Raw genomic sequence first — 17,612 nt, 5'->3', positions numbered from 1 at the left:
CAGCAGGTCAAGGAGCGGGACGCAGTGCGCGGATCACAAGTCTTTGACCTACAGCGTCCCTCCAAATGCGCTATATAAAAGAAATACTCTTAAAAATAATTGGCGTAATTCGATGGATTCACCGTTTTCATTTTCAGAAGGCCTCATTCGGCTCAGCGTTTTCTTCGGCATTTTTGCCGCTATGGCCCTGTTCGAGATCGTTGCGCCACGGCGTCATCTGCTCCATGGCCGCGGCGGGCGATGGTTCACGAATTTCTCGATTATTGTGCTGGATTCACTGATCATACGCGTTCTTTTCCCGGCGGCAGCGGTCGGCATTGCCGTGTGGGCCAGTGAAAACCAGATCGGACTTTACCCCTGGGCCGTCTCACAAGCCATCGCCCCACCGGCGTGGCTTTTCGGGCTCCTGGTGTTCATTTTCCTGGATTTTGCAATCTGGCTGCAGCATCTCGTGTTCCACAAAATTCCGATATTCTGGCGGTTTCACAAGGTCCACCATTCTGATCCGGACATTGATGTCACCACAGCAATTCGTTTTCATCCGGTCGAGATTGTTCTCAGCATGCTGATCAAGGCTGCCCTCATCATTCTACTGGGCGCACCGGCCTTCGCTGTTTTTCTGTTTGAAGTGGTCCTGAATGGGTGTGCCATGTTCAATCACAGCAATGTCAAACTGCCGATCTGGCTTGAAGGACCTTTGCGCAAGCTTATTGTTACGCCGGATATGCACCGGGTTCACCACTCTATCCGCCACAAGGAAACAGACAGCAATTACGGCTTCAATTTCTCTATCTGGGACCGGGTCTTTGGAACTTATCGGGATCAGCCCGAAGATGGCCATGAAGGCATGACAATCGGATTGCAGGAATATCAGCACGGAGAGCCCGTGCGGCTGGCCTGGAGCCTGTGGCTGCCCTTCATCAGAAAGAGCTGATGCTTCTCAAAAAAAACTGACTGGGAAATAGCGCAGATACAATTCAGCGAACTTGCCGGATTTGAAAATTTCGCGAATGGCGTAGTCAAATCCCTGTTTCAGCTCCGGGCGCGTTGGTGAGAAGGCCATGGTGAAGCCATTGCCAAAAAAACGCGGTTCCAGATAAGGACCGCCAACAAACTGACAACAGCCCTTTGACTGTGCACCATTCAGCCATAGGGAGAGCGACAGACCATCACCAAAGGTGAAATCAACATCGCCGTCCCGCAAGGCGCGGCGGGCAGCAAACCGGCTGTCATAGGGGCGCAAATCCGCCTCTCCGAAAAAGCCTTTGAGAAACGCTTCGTGAGATGTGCCGGTGACAAAGCTGATGCTGCGTCCGGCCATGTCTTCCACTTTTGGCAAATCCTCACTGCCCGCTTTGGCAGCAAATCTGGCCGGTGTTGTGAGATAGGCATCCGACAGCAAAAGCCCCTGATCAAGCGCTGTGGAAACCGCAATACCGGACAGTATCGCATCGCCCTTGCCATCTCCAAGCGTGCCGACGAGATCGGCATAAGGCCGCACCAGAATCTGACAGGAAATCTGCAACTCTTCACATAAAACGCGCGCAAAATCGACATGGAAACCTGCCAATTGACCATCACGGGCAAGATAGCTGAAGGGCGGGAAATCGTCGGTCATCAAAAACCGAACCGACCCCAGATCCTCAGCAGAGGGCCTATCACCAACTGTTTTGAAATCCCAATAATTTGGCACATGGCCAAGCGTCGCCTGTTGCTGGCTGTCCAGAGCTGCGTCTGTGTCCTGGGCAAAACCGGATACGGGAACAAGCATCGCAACGGCAGCCGCACACATGGCAAAGACTGGAGAGAAAGAGGATGATCCCTGCGGCTTTATCCGCGCCGTCAAACTATCCTCGCATCGAGCCATTCAACCAGTTTCCCTGCAGATCGTGTTCAAAACGTTCATGACGTTTTTCTGAATGACATACTTCAGATTGAAAATCCATTTTCTGCTTCGTATTTGCCGGGGAAATACACATTGTGAATGGGTCTGTCGTCTGCACAAGCGTTACGCCGCGGCGTAATACCACAAAAAAAGCGCCATTGGAGTTGTTCGCGCCAAAAAAAGCTCCACATCCGATTTGCTTCAGTTAAAGACTGAAGCATTGCCCCCACACACCGATGGCTGGATACATGGATCAGAAGCTCCGCGATTTTTACGAAAACAAAAAAACCGAATATGTGATCGCTGGACTGGTGATTTTGAATGCCATCACACTTGGGCTGGAAACCAGCGACCGGGCCATGGCTGTTGCCGGGCCGTTGCTTATGCTGGCCGACAGGGTTCTGTTGGGTATTTTTACTGTTGAGCTTATCGGTCGGATGTTTGCCTATCGCGGTGCGTTTTTCCGAGATGGTTGGCGCATATTCGATTTCGTCATTGTTACCATTGCCTTGCTGCCATCCAGTGGCGCTCTGTCGGTTCTGCGGGCTCTGCGCATTCTACGCATCTTGCGCCTCATCAGCCTGTTGCCATCTTTGCGGCGGGTGGTGGGGGCCATGGTCACCGCATTGCCCGGCATGGGGTCCGTGCTGATGCTTCTGGGACTGGTGTTTTACGTCGCCTCTGTCATTGCCACAAAATTGTATGGCGACAGCTTTCCGCAATGGTTCGGCTCCATTGGCGAATCCGCCTATTCACTGTTTCAGATCATGACACTGGAAAGCTGGTCGATGGGCATTGTGCGCCCGGTGATGGAGGAATTCCCCTTTGCCTGGATGTTCTTTGTGCTTTTCATTTTGTTTTCAAGCTTCATGGTCATCAATCTGCTGATCGGCATCATTGTCGGTGCCATGCAGGAAGAACATGAGGCCGCGCTTGAAGAAGAAGAAGAAGCGGGCAGCGACGCTGCCGTTCGCCAGCGAAATGATCACAAAGCGGTTTTGGCGGAATTGAAGAGCGTGAGAACGGAACTCGCGCAACTACGCAATGAGATCAAAACCGGTCTTGAAACTAGGGTTTAAAGTGCTTGGAGAGTTTCAGGCCCTGGCCCTGATAATTTGATTTCAAATCGACGCCGTAAAGCGCATCCGGGCGGTCCAGCATCGGTTCGTAAACCAGCCGGCCGATGGTCTGGCCGTGTTCCAGAATGAACGGCACTTCGTGGCTGCGCACTTCCAGCACGGCCCGGCTGCCCATCAGATTGCCAGCCTCATCTTTGGTGTGGCCGAAACCGGGGTCAAAGAAACCGGCATAATGCACCCGGAATTCGCCAACCAGCGGATCGAACGGCACCATTTCTGCAGCGTAGTCAGGTGGCACCTGAACGGCTTCGCGTGACACCAGAATGTAAAACTGGTCCGGATCCAGAATAAGCTCGGCAGCACCGCGCGGATAGATCGGTTCCCAGAAATCCAGAATTTCATAAGCGCCCGGTCGGTCCACATCGACAACAGCGGAATGGGGTTTGCCGCGATAGCCAATCGGCGCGCCTTCGCCCTTGCCTTCCAGATCGATTGAGAAAGCCAGCCCATCGGCAATATGCGGCTCGCTGCCAATGACCAGCGGTGTTGTATTGTGAAGTGCCGTCAATTCAGCATCATCCAGATGCGGGTGCCCGCTGCGGAAGCGGATTTGCGACAGGCGCGATCCGGGGCGCACCACAATTGGGAAAGTACGTGGACTGATTTCCAGATAGAGCGGGCCTGAATAGCCCTGCGGTATCTGATCAAATTCGCGGGCCTTGTCGACAATGACCCGTGTGAAAATGTCCAACCGCCCGGTCGAGCTTTTGGGATTGGCCGATGCGGACAGACCTTCCGGCAGGTCGAGCTGCTCCTGTATGGGCACCAGATAGACACAGCCGGTTTCCAGCACAGCACCCTGTGTCAGATCAATTTCGTGCAGCTTGTAACGGGCCAGCTTGTCCGCCACCGATAATTCAGGGCCGGGGAGAAAACTGGCGCGAATGCGATAAGCGACACTGCCAAGGCGCAGATCAAGGCTGGCTGGCTGTATCTGGCCCTCAACCGGTGCCAGCTTTGCTGTTATGCCTCCGGTCGCGAACAGGTCCTTGATCATGCGGTCCGGCAGAATTCCTGCTGCCTGATCTTCCGACTTGCCTGTCACAATAGAACCCCGTTTCACCATTTGTCGGCCTTCCTTAACCGATTGCAGGATTGACGCCAAGCGGCAAGGCCGTTATTGCTGCCTCTCGTGGTCATTTGAGCCGGCCGGCTTGCCGCCACGTTAAACAAAGCGCTAAAAGGTCGGAGAGTGTGCAAGCCCGCTCCGACAATAAGCGTCGGAACGGGTTTTTTTTTGGTCTTTTGATGGAGCCAGCAATGGGAAATGATCAATCCAAGCAGTATCGCCCTGCCACGCAACTCGTGCATGGTGGAACCGTACGCTCTCAATTTGGTGAGACGTCGGAAGCAATTTACCTGACTCAGGGCTATGTTTACGACAATGCGGAAGCCGCTGAGGCGCGCTTTGATGGCAGCGATCCGGGCTTTGTCTATTCGCGCTATGCCAACCCGACCGTCAAGATGTTCGAAGACCGGATGATGGCGCTTGAGGGTGCTGCCGGCGCACGGGCCACGGCCAGCGGCATGGCAGCGATTTACGCCGCCATTGTGTGCGATCTGCAGGCTGGTGATCATGTGGTGGCAGCAAAAGCCCTGTTTGGCTCATGTCTCTACATCGTAGACGATATTCTGCCGCGCTATGGCATTGAAACCACTTTGGTTGATGGCACCGATCTGTCGGCCTGGCAGGCCGCCATGCGCCCAAACACCAAAACCCTGTTTCTGGAAAGCCCAACCAATCCCCGCCTTGAGGTTCTGGATATTGCTGCGATTGCCGACATTGCCCATGCGGGCGGCGCAAGGTTGCTGGTCGACAATGTGTTCGCCACGCCTCTATGGCAAAAGCCTATGGAGCTTGGTGCTGATGTGGTGGCCTATTCGGCAACCAAACATATTGACGGTCAGGGCCGATGCCTTGGCGGTGTGGTATTGTCTGATGAGGAATGGGTGGAAGACAAGCTAGCCCCGTTCCTGAAACACACAGGCCCAAGCCTGAGCCCGTTCAATGCGTGGACATTGCTGAAAGGTCTGGAAACATTGCGGCTGCGGGTTGCAGAACAAACGCGCTCGGCGGCAACTCTGGCAGATTTTCTGGCGGATCATGCGGCGATTGAAACCCTGCTTTATCCCGGACGGACAGACCACCCGCACTATGAAATTGCCACGCGGCAGATGGAAAAGGGCGGAACCATGATCGCCTTTGAAGTCAAGGGTGGCAAGGAAGCCGCATTCCGCTTCTCCAATGCGCTTAGCCTTATCCGGCTGTCCAACAATCTTGGAGATGCCAAAAGCCTGATCACCCATCCGGCAACAACAACGCATCAGCGTCTGTCTGATGAAGACAAGGTGGAACTTGGCATAGCACCCGGCCTGCTGCGCTTCTCCGTTGGGCTGGAAGATGTGGAAGATCTGAAAGAAGATCTGGATCAGGCGCTGTCTGCCTAAGATGTCTGCCTAAGGTGTCGGCTTAGTCGGATTTCAGCGATATCCAGCCAATGACCACACGGTTTGCTGCCGTCACGAAACAGATGGCAGCAAACGCGTAGGCGATCCAGGCAAACCAGCCTGGAAACAGGCAAAAGGCGACGAAGATGGCAATGGTTTCCGTGCCTTCCGCCAGGCCACCAATGTAATAGAGCGATTTGATGCCCTGTGATGTGGTGGTGATTTTACGCTTTTCCGCCATGATGGCGAAGGCCAGGAAGCTGGAGCCGGTGGCATAGAAGCCGGTCAGCAGAACGGCAGCGGCCAGAGCATTTGCCTCAGGATTCGCAATTGCGAAGGCCAATGGAATGGCCCCGTAGAAAAAGAAATCGAGCGTTATGTCCAGAAAACCGCCCAGATCACTGGGCGCGCTGGCGCGGGCCACCGCCCCGTCCAACCCGTCTGCAAGGCGGCTGAGCAACAACAAAACCAGACCCAGCAGATAGAATTGAAAGGCAATTGCCAGCGCGGCCAGCAGACCAATTGCAAAGCCGGTTATTGTGACCCCGTTGGCGGTGATGTTTTTCGATGCCAGCCAGATCCCGATGCGGTTCAGAGGTGGATCGATCAGTTTACGCATTTGGCTGTCAAGCATGGCAAATCATCAGTTCCGGCAGGTTTCACAAGATACGCTCTAAACCATTCCTGACTTTCGCGCATTCACTCTTGCTTGATCGCAGCCTCACGCAGTTCAGCTTCAAGAGCCTCAATCAGCCGTTTCAGGGCCTCCGGTGGCAGATCGGCAATGTTTGCAGCCAGCAGATTTGCAAGTCTCGTTGCTTCGGGACTGAGGCCGGATGTGTCCACCGTCACACGCGGGTCGGAACTGCGGGCCAATGCCACCAGATCTTCCGCGTCATCCCAGATGAGATTGAAATAGGCGATGATACGCTGCAGCATCAACCAGCCCGGCGTGCCACGATGGCCGTGCTCCAATGCCGAAAGATAGGCTGATGATACGCCCAGTTCATCGGCCATATGTTTTAACGTCACACTCTTTTGCGACCGCAATTCCCGCAATCGTTTGCCAAGTGGTGTCATTGTCTTTGAAGTCCCTGCCGCTTGCGCCGCAGTCTGACATATAATGCACCGGAACCGCCATGGGGTGTGGCGGCTTCATCATAACTGGCAACCAATGATCCAAGGTCAGGGCCGGACAGCCAGGCCGGTACCATGCGGCGCAAAATGCCCCGTTCGCCTGTGTCCGGGTTCGCAGCCTTGCCCTTTCCTGTAATGACAAGCACGTAGCGCGCACCACCTGCATGAGCCTGATGCAGAAACTGGATGAGCCTGTTATGGGCTGCAGCCTGCGTCATGCCATGCAGATCCAGCGTTGCGTCAAGCGCATCCTGACCGCGTTTCAGCCGTCGCCTGCTTTTGTTGTCCAGTGGGGACAGCAATAATGGCTGTGGCCGTTTCGGTGTGGAGACGGGGGGATGATAGGCGGGTAGCACGATGCGGCGCGCAACAGACTTGGCCGGCTTTGGCGCTTCATCGCCCTTTTTTGACTTAGGTTCACTGGCGATTTTCTTGTAATGTGACTCTGGACGCGCAGGCATGACGCTTTCGGTCACACGGTTCCAAAGTCTGCGTTCTTCGGGCGATAATTCTCGTGACTTGCGCCGCTTCATGTTGGCAAGTCCTGCGCGCGCGGCATCAAGACAACAAATCGACAGGACGCAGCAAAGCCACCAGCGGTCTCACCGGCACCCGATCCGCTGCCCGCAAAATAGTCACCACGATGTGGGCCGACAATAGCGGAACCGGTATCCTGCGCGATCATCAGGCGATTATCTATGGCGCCATCCCGGCTGTAACTGACAAAGATCGGCGTGTGAAATGTGTGCAATACGCGGTCAACAGCCAGCGAGCGGCCCTGCGTCAGTTGCACGCCAGCCGTTGCCCGCGGGCCCAAATCCGGTTGAAGATTCTTTTCTTCCTGAAAAAAGATGAAAGACCGGTTCTGGTGCAAAATTTCCAATTGCCGGTCCGGGTTTTCCAAAAGCCAGGTTTTGATGGTCTGCATCATGATGTTACCCGGTGCCAACTCCCCCATGTCCTTCAACACTTTGCCAATGGCCGTGTAGTCATGGCCGGATTTGCCATCATAGCTGACCCGCAATGTTCCGCCCTGCTGCAAGTGGATAGAGGCAGAACCCTGAATATGGATAAAGAAAACGTCAACATGGTTGGCCAGCCAGACCATTTCCAGCCCCTGCCCGGCCAGCGCACCGTCTGAAAAAACACGGCCTTCAATTTCACTGCGATCGAAGTAAGGCACCAGTCCCTGCGCTGTCTTTTTTGCAAAACGCAAACCTTCCGGCAAGTCTTCGGGTATGTCTTCCGGTGCGAACGTCTTGGTTTCAACCAGATCAGCAGGTCGTCGTAACAGGGGAATGGGAAAGGCTTCGGAGCGGGTGAGAGAGCCTTCCACGACCGGTTCAAAATAGGCGGTCAACAGGCCCGGATATTCCGCAAATGGCGTATCAGAGGCAAACATAATCGGCGTAAAATGAGTTTCGAAAAACGCTTTTGCGGCTGCAGAATCCTGTATTTGGGCAGCTTGCCTGCGCGCCTTTGCGAATACACAGCCCAATGCCGGGCCATCAATGCCAAGAGCTCGGGTCTTGGGGCCGTCCACACCTTCAAAAATGTCAGCGCTGTTCAGAAAACAGTGAAACGCTGCCAAGTGATCATCGTCAGCCCAGCCGGGCAGATCAATATAGCTCAGAGCCTGAAGGGCCGTTTGCATCCTGTCTGCCCCGGCCCAATTGCAAGGATCAGTCTGCGGCTTCCGTAGCCACCAGACGCCAGTTCGGATCACCGTCGCGTGGATCGCGCGCAAACGTCCAGATATCTGTGACTTCGGTCACCTTGCTGGCGCTCCCGTCAATAATATCCCCATCCTGATTGCGGGTGGCCGAAATCAATTCGCTGACAAAGCGCACAGTGACACGCAATTCGGAATTGTCACCATGAGCATCCACGATGTTGGCTTTCTCGATACCGACAAATGTGAAATCCACGTTTTCTGACCGGCTTTCGCGCTCGGCGATTGCTTCGTCAAATCCGGCATAAACCTCTTCTGACAGAAGTGGTTTCAACTGGTCGCGATTCCCGGCAGCATAAGCGGTTACAATCATCTCGTAAGCAACACGGGCACCTGTCACAAATTCCTTTGCATCAAAGTCCGGATCGCGCGCCACGATGGGCGCGACAAGATTTTTGAGGGCCAGTTTCTTTGGATCGACATCTTCGTCCTCATCCTGCCCGTCAACAGGTTCACCATCTGAACCATCATCACGCTTGGGCAGATTGATGACATTGTCATTGGATGATTTTTGGCCCGTTTTGGGTTTCTCCGCATAGGGATCATACGGACGTCGTTCATGACCCGTCCGTTTTCCCAAAACGCCGCGAAGGCGAAGGAAGAAAAATACCGCGATTGCGATAAAAACAAGAGTGTAGAAATCGAAAAATTGCATGGATATTCCGCTCGTGCCTTTTCATAGCCGTCACCCGTGACAATACGGGCCGCATCTCAGCGCTTTCTTAGTCTTGTTTTACAGATAGCGCTAGGCCTGTCACACACAAGTGTTGAACAGGCTGCAAAGCCATTTTGACACATCTTTGCCGATAAAACTTCAAAAAAGTCTCGTTTTTCAGGTAAAATCACCTATCTGCCGATCATTGGAGACATTTAATGCGCTTTTCCCTAATTCCCTTTGTGCTGCTTATCGTGCCGTTGATGGAAATTGCCGCCTTCGTTCTGATTGGAGGCCAGATCGGCGTTTGGGCAACTTTGGCCATGGTGGTTGTGACCGCCATTATCGGCTCCTTCCTGTTGCGCTGGCAGGGTGTTTCACTGCTGCGCCGCATACAAGGTGAAATGGCAGCAAAACGTCTACCGGCCAAAGATCTGGTGCGTGGGGCAATGCTGGTTATCGCCGGTATCCTGCTGCTGACACCTGGCTTTGTGACCGACACGATTGGATTTCTGCTTTTTGTTCCGCCGATTCAAGACACTGTCTGGAACTTTCTGAAATCCAAGGTTAATTTGGTCGGCCCCGGCATGCCGGGCGGCCCGAATGGCGCAACGACGCCGAATGCAGGAGGTTCTTCGCATAGCTCGCAGGGCCAAAATAGGAGTGCCCAGAACCCATCTTCCAGCCAATCAAAAACCGGCCAGACTGTCGTCGATCTGGACCCCGATGATTATCGGGACAACAATCCGGAGAGCCCTTGGGCAGATGGGCGCAATGGAGACGACAAAGTCTGAGACAGCAGAAAATGCATAAATGCCCACTTCGCAAGGGGACAGAGCGCATAAAAAGCGCTGAATGGTTGTTTCTGCGCCGGGCACATGTTAGCCACCCACCAACTTTTCTTGAATGATAACAGGATTAACAATGAGCGATACTTCTTCATCAGATCAGGCCCCATCTGACCAGGACGCACCGTCCGCGAATGGCGATGGAGCCGCAAAGCCGCCGCAAATCAATATCGTTGCGCAATACATCAAGGATTTTTCGTTTGAAAATCCAAAAGCACCGGATTCCCTGCGCCCGCGTGAAGGTGGACCGAACATTTCCATCAACGTCAATGTGAATGCGACACCGCTGTCGGAAAATGATTTTGAAGTTGATCTGAAGCTGGAGTCAAAGGCGACTCATGAAGATGATATCCTGTTCAATATTGAACTGGACTATGCTGGTATCTTCCGGCTTGCCAATGTTCCCAAAGAGCATCTGCATCCGCTGATCATGATCGAATGCCCGCGTTTGCTGTTCCCGTTTGCACGCCAGATTGTGGCCTCTGCCACACGCGATGGCGGCTTCCCGCCACTGTTGATCGATCCGGTGGATTTTGCCGCCCTTTACCGCCAGCGTCTGGAACAGATTCAGGCCAAGCAGCAGGCCGAAGGTCAGCCGAACTAAGCTTTTTGACAACAGATTGAATATATAAAAAGCCGGTGAAAGCCGGCTTTTTTTGCGGGATACTCACTGCAATGCCGATGGGGTCAGGCCCGCGCTCAGCGCAGCGCAGATCTTTCGCGGACGGCCGCTACCTGCGACATCCGGTAATTTCATAAGTTGTATGGATGGTTTCCCGGCTGGAGTTTGCGCCACCCCAGACCATTGTGCAGGTCAAACGCCTGCCAGACATGCGGGCCAAATCCTTGTAGCCGTTTTTGTCTTTGTTCTCCCACACGGTGGTGCGAATCTTGTAATTTCCCGGCTCACTGACCTTGTGGCATTTCAGGGTCGCGTATTTCTGACCGCCATTTGTACCTGAGGTCACAGCACAATTTGCCTCAAAACTGGATTGTTGGGCTGACGCTACAGACGCGGGAAAGCTGAGTGCGGACATTGTGAAAATTGCTGCCAGCAGCGGCGGCATGGTGATCTTCTTAAGCATGGCTAATCCCAACCGATTGTAATCAGAAGTAGCAATTACTATTTCTGCGTTACAGTGTCGAGTTCAGGCGATATGCAAGCCGGTTGCTGACTTCAGATCCGGCTTTTCAGCGACTGATCTATCCGCCACCAAAAAGACGCTGTAGAAACCCGCGTTCTTCAGTGCGGCGCCGTTGCGGTTGAGCTGCAATCTGATCTGATGATCTGGCAAAAGGCTGCAACTCAGTTGCTTCGGTCTGGGCCAGAATTTCACGGGATTCAGAGGCGCCGATAAGTGGCGATGCCGGAATGCCCTCATGGGCAGGCTGCATGAAATCATGCCAGATAATTGCAGGCAGATTGCCTCCGGAGGCCCGCTTGGTGGGGCTGTTATCATCATTGCCGAGCCAGATGCCGGTTACCAGATTGGCGGTGTAGCCGATAAACCAGGCATCCCGGAAGTCCTGACTGGTTCCGGTTTTACCGCCCGCAGGCCGATCATCCAGCCGTGCCTTGGTGGCTGTACCGGAGACCAGAGTTGTCTGCATCATGCTGTTCATCAACCCCAATGTGAAGGGTGCAATAACCGGCAGATTACCACTGGGTTGGCGTTCATAAAGCACTTCGCCACTGGCTGTTGATATCCGCTTGATGGCGTGCTCGATAACACTGTATCCGCCATTGGCAAAGGGCACATAGGCCGATGTCATTTCCAGCGGTGTTGTTTCGCTGGTTCCAAGAGACAGGCTGGGAATGCGCTGCAAATCGCTGTTGATGCCCAAACGGTTGGCAACTTCTGCAACCGCATCAATGCCGACCTCGTCACCAAGACGCGCGGCAACCGTGTTCAACGACAGGGACAGCGCCTGTTCCAGTGTCACCGGACCACGATATTTCTTGTTGTAGTTCTGTGGTTCCCAGCCATTGATCTGAACCGGACCATCAATGCGAACGGTATCCGGTGTCAGGCCCAGTTCCATAGCTGCCAGATAGACAAAGGGTTTGAAGGATGAGCCGGGTTGACGGCGTGCATCGGCTGCGCGGTTGAACTGACTTTCGCCATAATCACGTCCGCCAACCAGGGCACGGACAGCACCGGTTGGATCAATCGATACGATTGCGCCCTGGGTAACACCGTAGGTCCCGCCATCGCGGTCCAGACCCTCACGCAGCGCGCCTTCGGCAAGTTTCTGCAGACGACCGTCAATGGTGGTTTGAACCACCACATCTTCATCAATCGTGCCCAGGAACCCCTTCACCCGATCATACAGCCAGTCGGCTACATAGTTCTCAGCACCCGCCAAATGACGGCTTGTGGCGGAGGCCGGATTTGCAATGGCAAATTCGCGTTCGGAACTGGAGATATATCCAACATCCTCCATGGCAGCCAAAACCAGTTTGGCGCGTGCCTGTGCCGCTTCCGGATTGCGATTGGGTGCCAGACGTGATGGCGCTTTCAACAGGCCTGCAATCACGGCGGATTCAGCCAATGTCAGATAGCGGGCCGATTTCTGGTAGTAGGTGCGCGCCGCTGCATCAACGCCTGTCGCACCACCGCCAAGATAGACACGGTTGAGATACATCTCCATGATTTCATCTTTGGAGAATTTGTACTCAAGCCAGATGGCAATCGGCACTTCTTTCAACTTGCGGCGCCAGTCCCGCTCAGGACCAAGGTAAAGGTTCTTGGCAAGCTGCTGGGTAATAGACGAGCCACCCTGCACCACACGTCCGGCCTGGAAATTGGCAACCATGGCACGTGCGATACCGGGAACATCAACGCCAAAATGGCTGTAAAAGCGGCGATCCTCAATGGCCATGACCGCTTGCGGAAGATAAGGCGGCAATTGCTCCAGTCGAACCGTTTCGCCCCCGGTTTCGCCGCGATTGGCAATCAAGGATCCATCGCGGGCCAGAAGCTGCACATTAGGTGAGCGACCCGGGATTTTCAGTTCGGCAAAATCAGGAAGCTCCGAGGAAAAATAAATCGCCAGGCCACCAAGGCCGATAGCGCCCCAAAGCATGAGCACAAAGCTCCAGTAAAACAGAAACCCGAAAAAACCACGCTTCTTCTTCGGGCGACGCTCTTTTGAAGGATGTTTCCTGCCGCGCTGAGGTGGCTTTGGACCGCCACCACCGCCCCGCTTTACCGCGCCAGACCGTGCTTCAGGTCGCGCAGCGCGTGTGCGCGGCTGTGCTGTCCCGCGCGCTGGCGCGGTGCCAAATACGGGTTCTTTTCTGTTCTGCTGTCTGGGGCCACTCATGGGGTGTTCCACACGCTCTCATGTCAGGGATAATACGTCATGCGGCATGGAGTTTAAATAAGGCAATTTAAGGGGCGGTTAAGTATAGCCACTTTTCCAAACCCGCCAGTTTCGCCAATCGGCCGACGAAAACTCTGACAAGACGTCAAAAATATTAACTGTAACGCCACAAAGTCAGGCTTTTGCGGGTCTCATTAACCCTTGGCCGGATGCGCTGTTGTATTCTCAGCGTCATATTACAACGCGCTTGAGAAAAGATAAAATGGCACAACAACGTGTGGATTGGGTGGATGCTGCCAAAGGCATCTGCATTATTTTCGTGGTCATGATGCATTCAACGCTGGGGGTGGAAAAAGCCGCCGGCGAGACAAGCTGGATGCATCTGGTTGTTGCGTTTGCCGCACCATTCCGCATGCCGGATTTCTTCCTGATTTCCGGGCTGTTTCTGGCGCTGGTGCTGGATCGCAACTGGCGGAAATATTTCGATCTCAAAGTTATTCACTTCTTCTATTTTTATGCCCTGTGGGTCACGATCCAGTTTCTGTTCAAAGCGCCTGGACTGGCCTCTGAATACGGGATTGGCGGCACGGTTCTGCTGTATCTGAAAAGCTATATCGAGCCCTTCGGAACCCTGTGGTTCATCTATATTCTGCCGATCTTCTTTGTTGTAACCAAAACTGCCCATGATTTGCACATTCCGGTCTGGATGACGGGCATTGTGGCCGCGCTGTTGCATTTAACCGGGCTTCACACCGGCTGGTTGCTGGTGGATGAGTTTGCCTCCCGTTATGTCTTCTTCTTTGCAGGCTTTGCGCTGGCTCCTTTGATCTTCCGCATTGCCGAATGGGTGCGACATGATCTGCCCAAGGCAGCGGCCTTCCTTCTGGTCTGGGCGCTGGTCAATGGCGGGCTTGTTTGGGCCGGTGTTGCCGGTACGCCCGTCTTCTCGCTGCCGCTGGGGTTTGCTGGTGCCGTTGCGCTGATCTGTGTTGCATCAATACTGGTACAGAGCCGCTTCTCCGGGCCGATTGCCTGGCTCGGGGCACACTCTATCGTGATTTACCTGGCGTTTTTCCTGCCAATGGCGATCTCGCGGATCATTTTGCTGAAAACGGGCCTCATTCCCGATCTTGGGACCGTATCTGTGCTTGTCACCCTGTCAGGTGTTTTGGCACCGGCCGTTTTCTATCTCATTCTGCAGCGGCTGAATATCGGGCTGTTCCTGTTTGAAAGACCTTCATGGGCGCGGATGTCACACACATCGCCGTCCCAGAACCGCAAGGTCGCGATAGAACCGGGCGAATAAGGCGACACCAATCGTATCTGGTTGGTGATTTCCGCTTTTGTATGGGTGGCGGCAATGGCATAGTCCGGCCATGTCACATGAAACAGATTCTCAGACCAAATCCATGAAACCCGGCGATCATCTTATGCTCGTGGATGGCTCGGCCTATATCTTCCGCGCCTATCACGCCTTGCCTCCCCTCACCCGCAAATCCGATGGCCTGCCCGTTGGGGCCGTGGCCGGGTTCTGCAACATGTTGTGGAAACTTCTGGCGGTGGCCGAAGATACCTCACTTGGTGAGAAGCCAACCCATTTTGCGGTGATTTTTGATGCCAGCAGCAAGACCTTCCGCAATGAGATCTTCGGTGAATACAAAGCCAACCGCAGTGAAACTCCGGAAGATCTGATTCCGCAATTTGCTGTCATCCGCGATGCCACACGCGCCTTCAATGTCGCCAGCATCGAAAAGGACGGATTTGAAGCAGATGATCTGATTGCCACCTATGCCCGTCAGGCAGAAGAAATGGGGGCCCATGTCACAATCGTCTCGTCAGACAAGGATCTGATGCAACTGGTCACCGAAAAGATTATCATGTTTGACCAGATGAAAGACAAGATCATCCGCACTGCGGAAGTGATTGAAAAATTCGGTGTCGGGCCGGAAAAGATGATCGATCTTCAGGCTCTGGCCGGTGACAGCACCGACAATGTGCCGGGAGTGCCAGGCATTGGAGCCAAAACGGCTGCGCAATTGCTGTTGGAGTACGGCGACCTTGAAACGCTTTTGGGGCGTGCTGGAGAAATCAAGCAGAACAAGCGCCGGGAAAACCTCATCGAATTTGCCGATCAGGCCAGACTGTCGAAACGTCTGGTGGAACTGGAACAGAATGTTCCGGTGGATGCAACGCTGGATGATATGGCCGTTGAAGGCGTCGACGGTCCCAAGCTGGTGGCTTTCCTGAAAGGCATGGAATTCACAACCCTGACGAAGCGGGTTGCAGAGGCCACTGAAACCGTAGCCGAAACAATCGACGCCACCAAGGTCTCTGTCGATCATTGGGAAGGGAATGGCGCGCTTGATGCGGCTTCGACCAGGAGCGATGCAGAGAACTCTCCAACTGCGATGACCGAAGCGCTGAAGGCTTCGGCTTTCGGGCAAAAGATTGACCATGATCTTTATGAACGCATCACTGATCTGGACACATTGTCCGCCTGGTGTGATGCGGCGCGAGATCAGGGCTTTGTCAGTTTCGACACGGAAACCACATCTCTGGATGCGATGCAGGCTGATCTGGTTGGGGTCTCGCTGGCGCTGGCGCCCGGCAAGGCTGCCTATATACCGCTTCAACACAAAAGCGGTGTGGATGATCTGTTAGGCGGCGGCATGGTTGAGGGGCAAATTCCCCTGCGTGATGCTGTGTCGGTTCTGAAACCACTGCTGGAAGATCCCGCAGTGCTGAAAATTGCTCAAAATCTAAAATATGACGCTCTGCTGCTGTCACGCTACGATATGAATGTGGTGAGTTTCGACGACACGATGCTGCTGTCCTATGCGCTTGATACCGGGCGCGGCGGGCATGGCATGGATGAACTGTCGCAGCGCTGGCTGGATCACACGCCCATTCCATTCAAGCAGGTTGCAGGTTCCGGCAAGAACATGATCACCTTTGATCAGGTGCCACTGGAAGCCGCCACCGCCTATGCTGCAGAGGATGCCGATGTGACATTGCGCCTCTGGCAGGTTTTGAAACCGCGCCTTGCCGCCGATGGCATGACCCGGGTTTATGAAAGCCTGGAACGCCCCATGGTGCCAATGCTGATGCGCATGGAGAAGCGCGGCATATCGGTGGACCGACAAATGCTGTCGCGCCTGTCCGGAGAATTTGCGCAAGGCATGGCGGGCCTTGAGGCCGAGATTACAGAGCTTGCCGGAGAGCGGTTCAATATTGGCTCGCCCAAACAATTGGGCGATATTCTGTTTGGCAAAATGAGCCTGCCCGGCGGCAAGAAAACCAAAACCGGCGCGTGGTCCACATCGGCCTCAGTGCTGGAAGAACTGGCTGCAGAAGGCCATGAACTGCCCCGCAAAATCGTTGACTGGCGTCAGCTTTCCAAGCTGAAATCCACCTATACGGATGCCCTGCCCGGCTTCATCAATCCCGATACAAAACGTGTTCACACATCCTACTCGCTCGCATCGACCACCACCGGGCGGCTGTCATCTTCTGATCCCAATTTGCAAAACATTCCGGTCCGTACCGAATCCGGACGCAAAATTCGGCAAGCTTTTGTGGCTGAAGCCGGCAACAAGCTGATTTCGGCGGATTACAGCCAGATTGAATTGCGGGTGCTGGCCCATATCGCCGACATTCCACAATTGAAGCAGGCGTTTGCGGATGGTCTGGACATTCACGCCATGACCGCCAGTGAAATGTTCGGCGTGCCGATTGAGGGTATGGACCCGATGGTGCGCCGTCAGGCCAAAGCGATCAATTTCGGCATTATCTATGGCATTTCGGCCTTTGGTCTGGCCAATCAGTTGAGCATTTCGCGGTCTGATGCCAAGAGCTATATCGACACCTATTTCGAGCGTTTTCCAGGCATTCGCACCTATATGGAAGACACCAAGGCTTTTGCCCGCACGCACGGTTATGTTCAGACCATTTTCGGGCGACGGGCGCATTATCCGGAGATCAACTCAAAAAACCCGAATATGCGCGCTTTCAATGAACGCGCCGCCATCAACGCACCCATACAGGGATCGGCAGCCGATATTATCCGCCGCGCCATGGTGCGTATGGAAGAGGCGCTGACGAAGTCAACCTTATCAGCGCAGATGCTGCTGCAAGTGCATGATGAACTGATATTTGAAGTTCCCGAAAATGAAGTGGATGCAACCATTCCGGTGGTCAGGGACATTATGGAACAGGCCTGCCTGCCTCTGATTGATCTGTCAGTGCCGCTGCAGGTGGACGCGCGCGCTGCCGATAATTGGGATGAAGCCCATTAACCCGGTTTTGTTTGAAGCCTTGGCGGGTTGCGTCGAAACAGGTTACAAATGTCTGAATTTCGAAAACAGCCAGAAACCAGCCATGGAATTGTCCCATTTGCGCCGCAATGGCGAGTATTGAAACAACGCGCCCGCATCATCGAGTT

16 protein-coding genes and 1 riboswitch are annotated in these 17,612 nt (G+C 54.2%); of the genes, 7 read left to right on the top strand and 9 right to left on the bottom strand.

Annotated features, from left to right (window positions below; all coding sequences use genetic code 11):
• The first annotated feature begins 112 nt into the window (after positions 1 to 112).
• Positions 113 to 934, top strand: coding sequence for a sterol desaturase family protein (locus RAL91_RS04930; RefSeq protein ID WP_306260270.1), 822 nt, complete (start codon positions 113 to 115; stop codon positions 932 to 934).
• Positions 935 to 940: 6 nt separating this feature from the next.
• Here the strand turns inward: RAL91_RS04930 and RAL91_RS04925 are convergent, their stop codons facing one another.
• Positions 941 to 1,867 (bottom strand): transporter substrate-binding domain-containing protein, encoded by a 927-nt coding sequence (locus RAL91_RS04925; protein WP_306260268.1) that lies wholly within the window; start codon positions 1,865 to 1,867, stop codon positions 941 to 943.
• 266 nt (positions 1,868 to 2,133) lie between these two features.
• On the opposite strand from RAL91_RS04925, the gene RAL91_RS04920 reads away from it, so the two are divergent.
• Positions 2,134 to 2,964, top strand: a complete 831-nt coding sequence (locus RAL91_RS04920) for an ion transporter (protein WP_306260266.1) — start codon at positions 2,134 to 2,136, stop codon at positions 2,962 to 2,964.
• On the opposite strand, the gene RAL91_RS04915 is transcribed toward RAL91_RS04920, so the two are convergent.
• On the bottom strand, positions 2,954 to 4,090 hold the full coding sequence (locus RAL91_RS04915; RefSeq protein ID WP_306260264.1) for a 2'-deoxycytidine 5'-triphosphate deaminase: 1,137 nt from the start codon (positions 4,088 to 4,090) through the stop codon (positions 2,954 to 2,956). The genes RAL91_RS04920 and RAL91_RS04915 overlap by 11 nt on opposite strands.
• 56 nt (positions 4,091 to 4,146) lie before the next feature.
• Positions 4,147 to 4,225: riboswitch (SAM riboswitch) on the top strand.
• 59 nt (positions 4,226 to 4,284) lie between these two features.
• Here RAL91_RS04915 and RAL91_RS04910 point away from each other — a divergent pair.
• Positions 4,285 to 5,472, top strand: a complete 1,188-nt coding sequence (locus tag RAL91_RS04910; RefSeq protein WP_306260262.1) for an O-succinylhomoserine sulfhydrylase — start codon at positions 4,285 to 4,287, stop codon at positions 5,470 to 5,472.
• A 22-nt stretch (positions 5,473 to 5,494) separates the two neighbouring features.
• Here the strand turns inward: RAL91_RS04910 and RAL91_RS04905 are convergent, their stop codons facing one another.
• The 5 genes from RAL91_RS04905 to RAL91_RS04885 all read right to left on the bottom strand — a co-directional run bounded on the left by RAL91_RS04905 (position 5,495) and on the right by RAL91_RS04885 (position 8,996).
• The gene (locus RAL91_RS04905) at positions 5,495 to 6,106 is read right to left on the bottom strand and encodes a CDP-alcohol phosphatidyltransferase family protein (RefSeq protein ID WP_306260260.1); all 612 of its coding nucleotides are present in this window, start codon (positions 6,104 to 6,106) and stop codon (positions 5,495 to 5,497) included.
• Positions 6,107 to 6,171: 65 nt separating this feature from the next.
• Positions 6,172 to 6,552, bottom strand: coding sequence for a helix-turn-helix domain-containing protein (locus tag RAL91_RS04900; RefSeq protein ID WP_306260258.1), 381 nt, complete (start codon positions 6,550 to 6,552; stop codon positions 6,172 to 6,174).
• Positions 6,549 to 7,142, bottom strand: a complete 594-nt coding sequence (locus RAL91_RS04895) for a Smr/MutS family protein (RefSeq protein ID WP_306260256.1) — start codon at positions 7,140 to 7,142, stop codon at positions 6,549 to 6,551. The genes RAL91_RS04900 and RAL91_RS04895 overlap by 4 nt, the downstream gene beginning before the upstream one ends.
• Positions 7,139 to 8,263, bottom strand: coding sequence for a murein transglycosylase A (locus RAL91_RS04890; protein ID WP_306260254.1), 1,125 nt, complete (start codon positions 8,261 to 8,263; stop codon positions 7,139 to 7,141). Before RAL91_RS04890 ends, RAL91_RS04895 begins: the two co-directional genes overlap by 4 nt.
• A 28-nt stretch (positions 8,264 to 8,291) precedes the next feature.
• Positions 8,292 to 8,996 (bottom strand): Tim44/TimA family putative adaptor protein, encoded by a 705-nt coding sequence (locus tag RAL91_RS04885; RefSeq protein WP_306260253.1) that lies wholly within the window; start codon positions 8,994 to 8,996, stop codon positions 8,292 to 8,294.
• A 218-nt stretch (positions 8,997 to 9,214) separates the two neighbouring features.
• Between RAL91_RS04885 and RAL91_RS04880 the strand changes: the two genes are divergently transcribed.
• Positions 9,215 to 9,790 carry an FxsA family protein gene (locus tag RAL91_RS04880; RefSeq protein ID WP_306260251.1) on the top strand — a complete coding sequence of 192 codons (576 nt, stop codon included), beginning with the start codon at positions 9,215 to 9,217 and terminating at the stop codon, positions 9,788 to 9,790.
• Between the two features lie 130 nt (positions 9,791 to 9,920).
• Entirely contained in the window at positions 9,921 to 10,448 is a 528-nt protein-coding gene (gene secB / locus RAL91_RS04875; protein ID WP_306260249.1) for a protein-export chaperone SecB, read from the top strand.
• Positions 10,449 to 10,575: 127 nt separating this feature from the next.
• Here secB and RAL91_RS04870 read toward each other — a convergent pair whose 3' ends face one another.
• Positions 10,576 to 10,929, bottom strand: a complete 354-nt coding sequence (locus RAL91_RS04870; protein ID WP_306260247.1) for a hypothetical protein — start codon at positions 10,927 to 10,929, stop codon at positions 10,576 to 10,578.
• Positions 10,930 to 11,047: 118 nt separating this feature from the next.
• Positions 11,048 to 13,171 (bottom strand): transglycosylase domain-containing protein, encoded by a 2,124-nt coding sequence (locus tag RAL91_RS04865; protein WP_306260244.1) that lies wholly within the window; start codon positions 13,169 to 13,171, stop codon positions 11,048 to 11,050.
• Positions 13,172 to 13,433: 262 nt separating this feature from the next.
• Between RAL91_RS04865 and RAL91_RS04860 the strand changes: the two genes are divergently transcribed.
• Together RAL91_RS04860 and polA are read left to right on the top strand one after the other, a co-directional pair.
• The gene (locus RAL91_RS04860) at positions 13,434 to 14,477 is read left to right on the top strand and encodes an acyltransferase family protein (protein WP_306260243.1); all 1,044 of its coding nucleotides are present in this window, start codon (positions 13,434 to 13,436) and stop codon (positions 14,475 to 14,477) included.
• A 103-nt stretch (positions 14,478 to 14,580) separates the two neighbouring features.
• Positions 14,581 to 17,466, top strand: coding sequence for a DNA polymerase I (gene polA / locus RAL91_RS04855; protein WP_306262781.1), 2,886 nt, complete (start codon positions 14,581 to 14,583; stop codon positions 17,464 to 17,466).
• Positions 17,467 to 17,612: the final 146 nt, after the last annotated feature.

It is taken from the genome of Pararhizobium sp. IMCC21322 (genome assembly GCF_030758295.1).
Taxonomy (GTDB): Bacteria; Pseudomonadota; Alphaproteobacteria; order Rhizobiales.
This window is presented reverse-complemented; position numbering and strand designations above follow the sequence as displayed.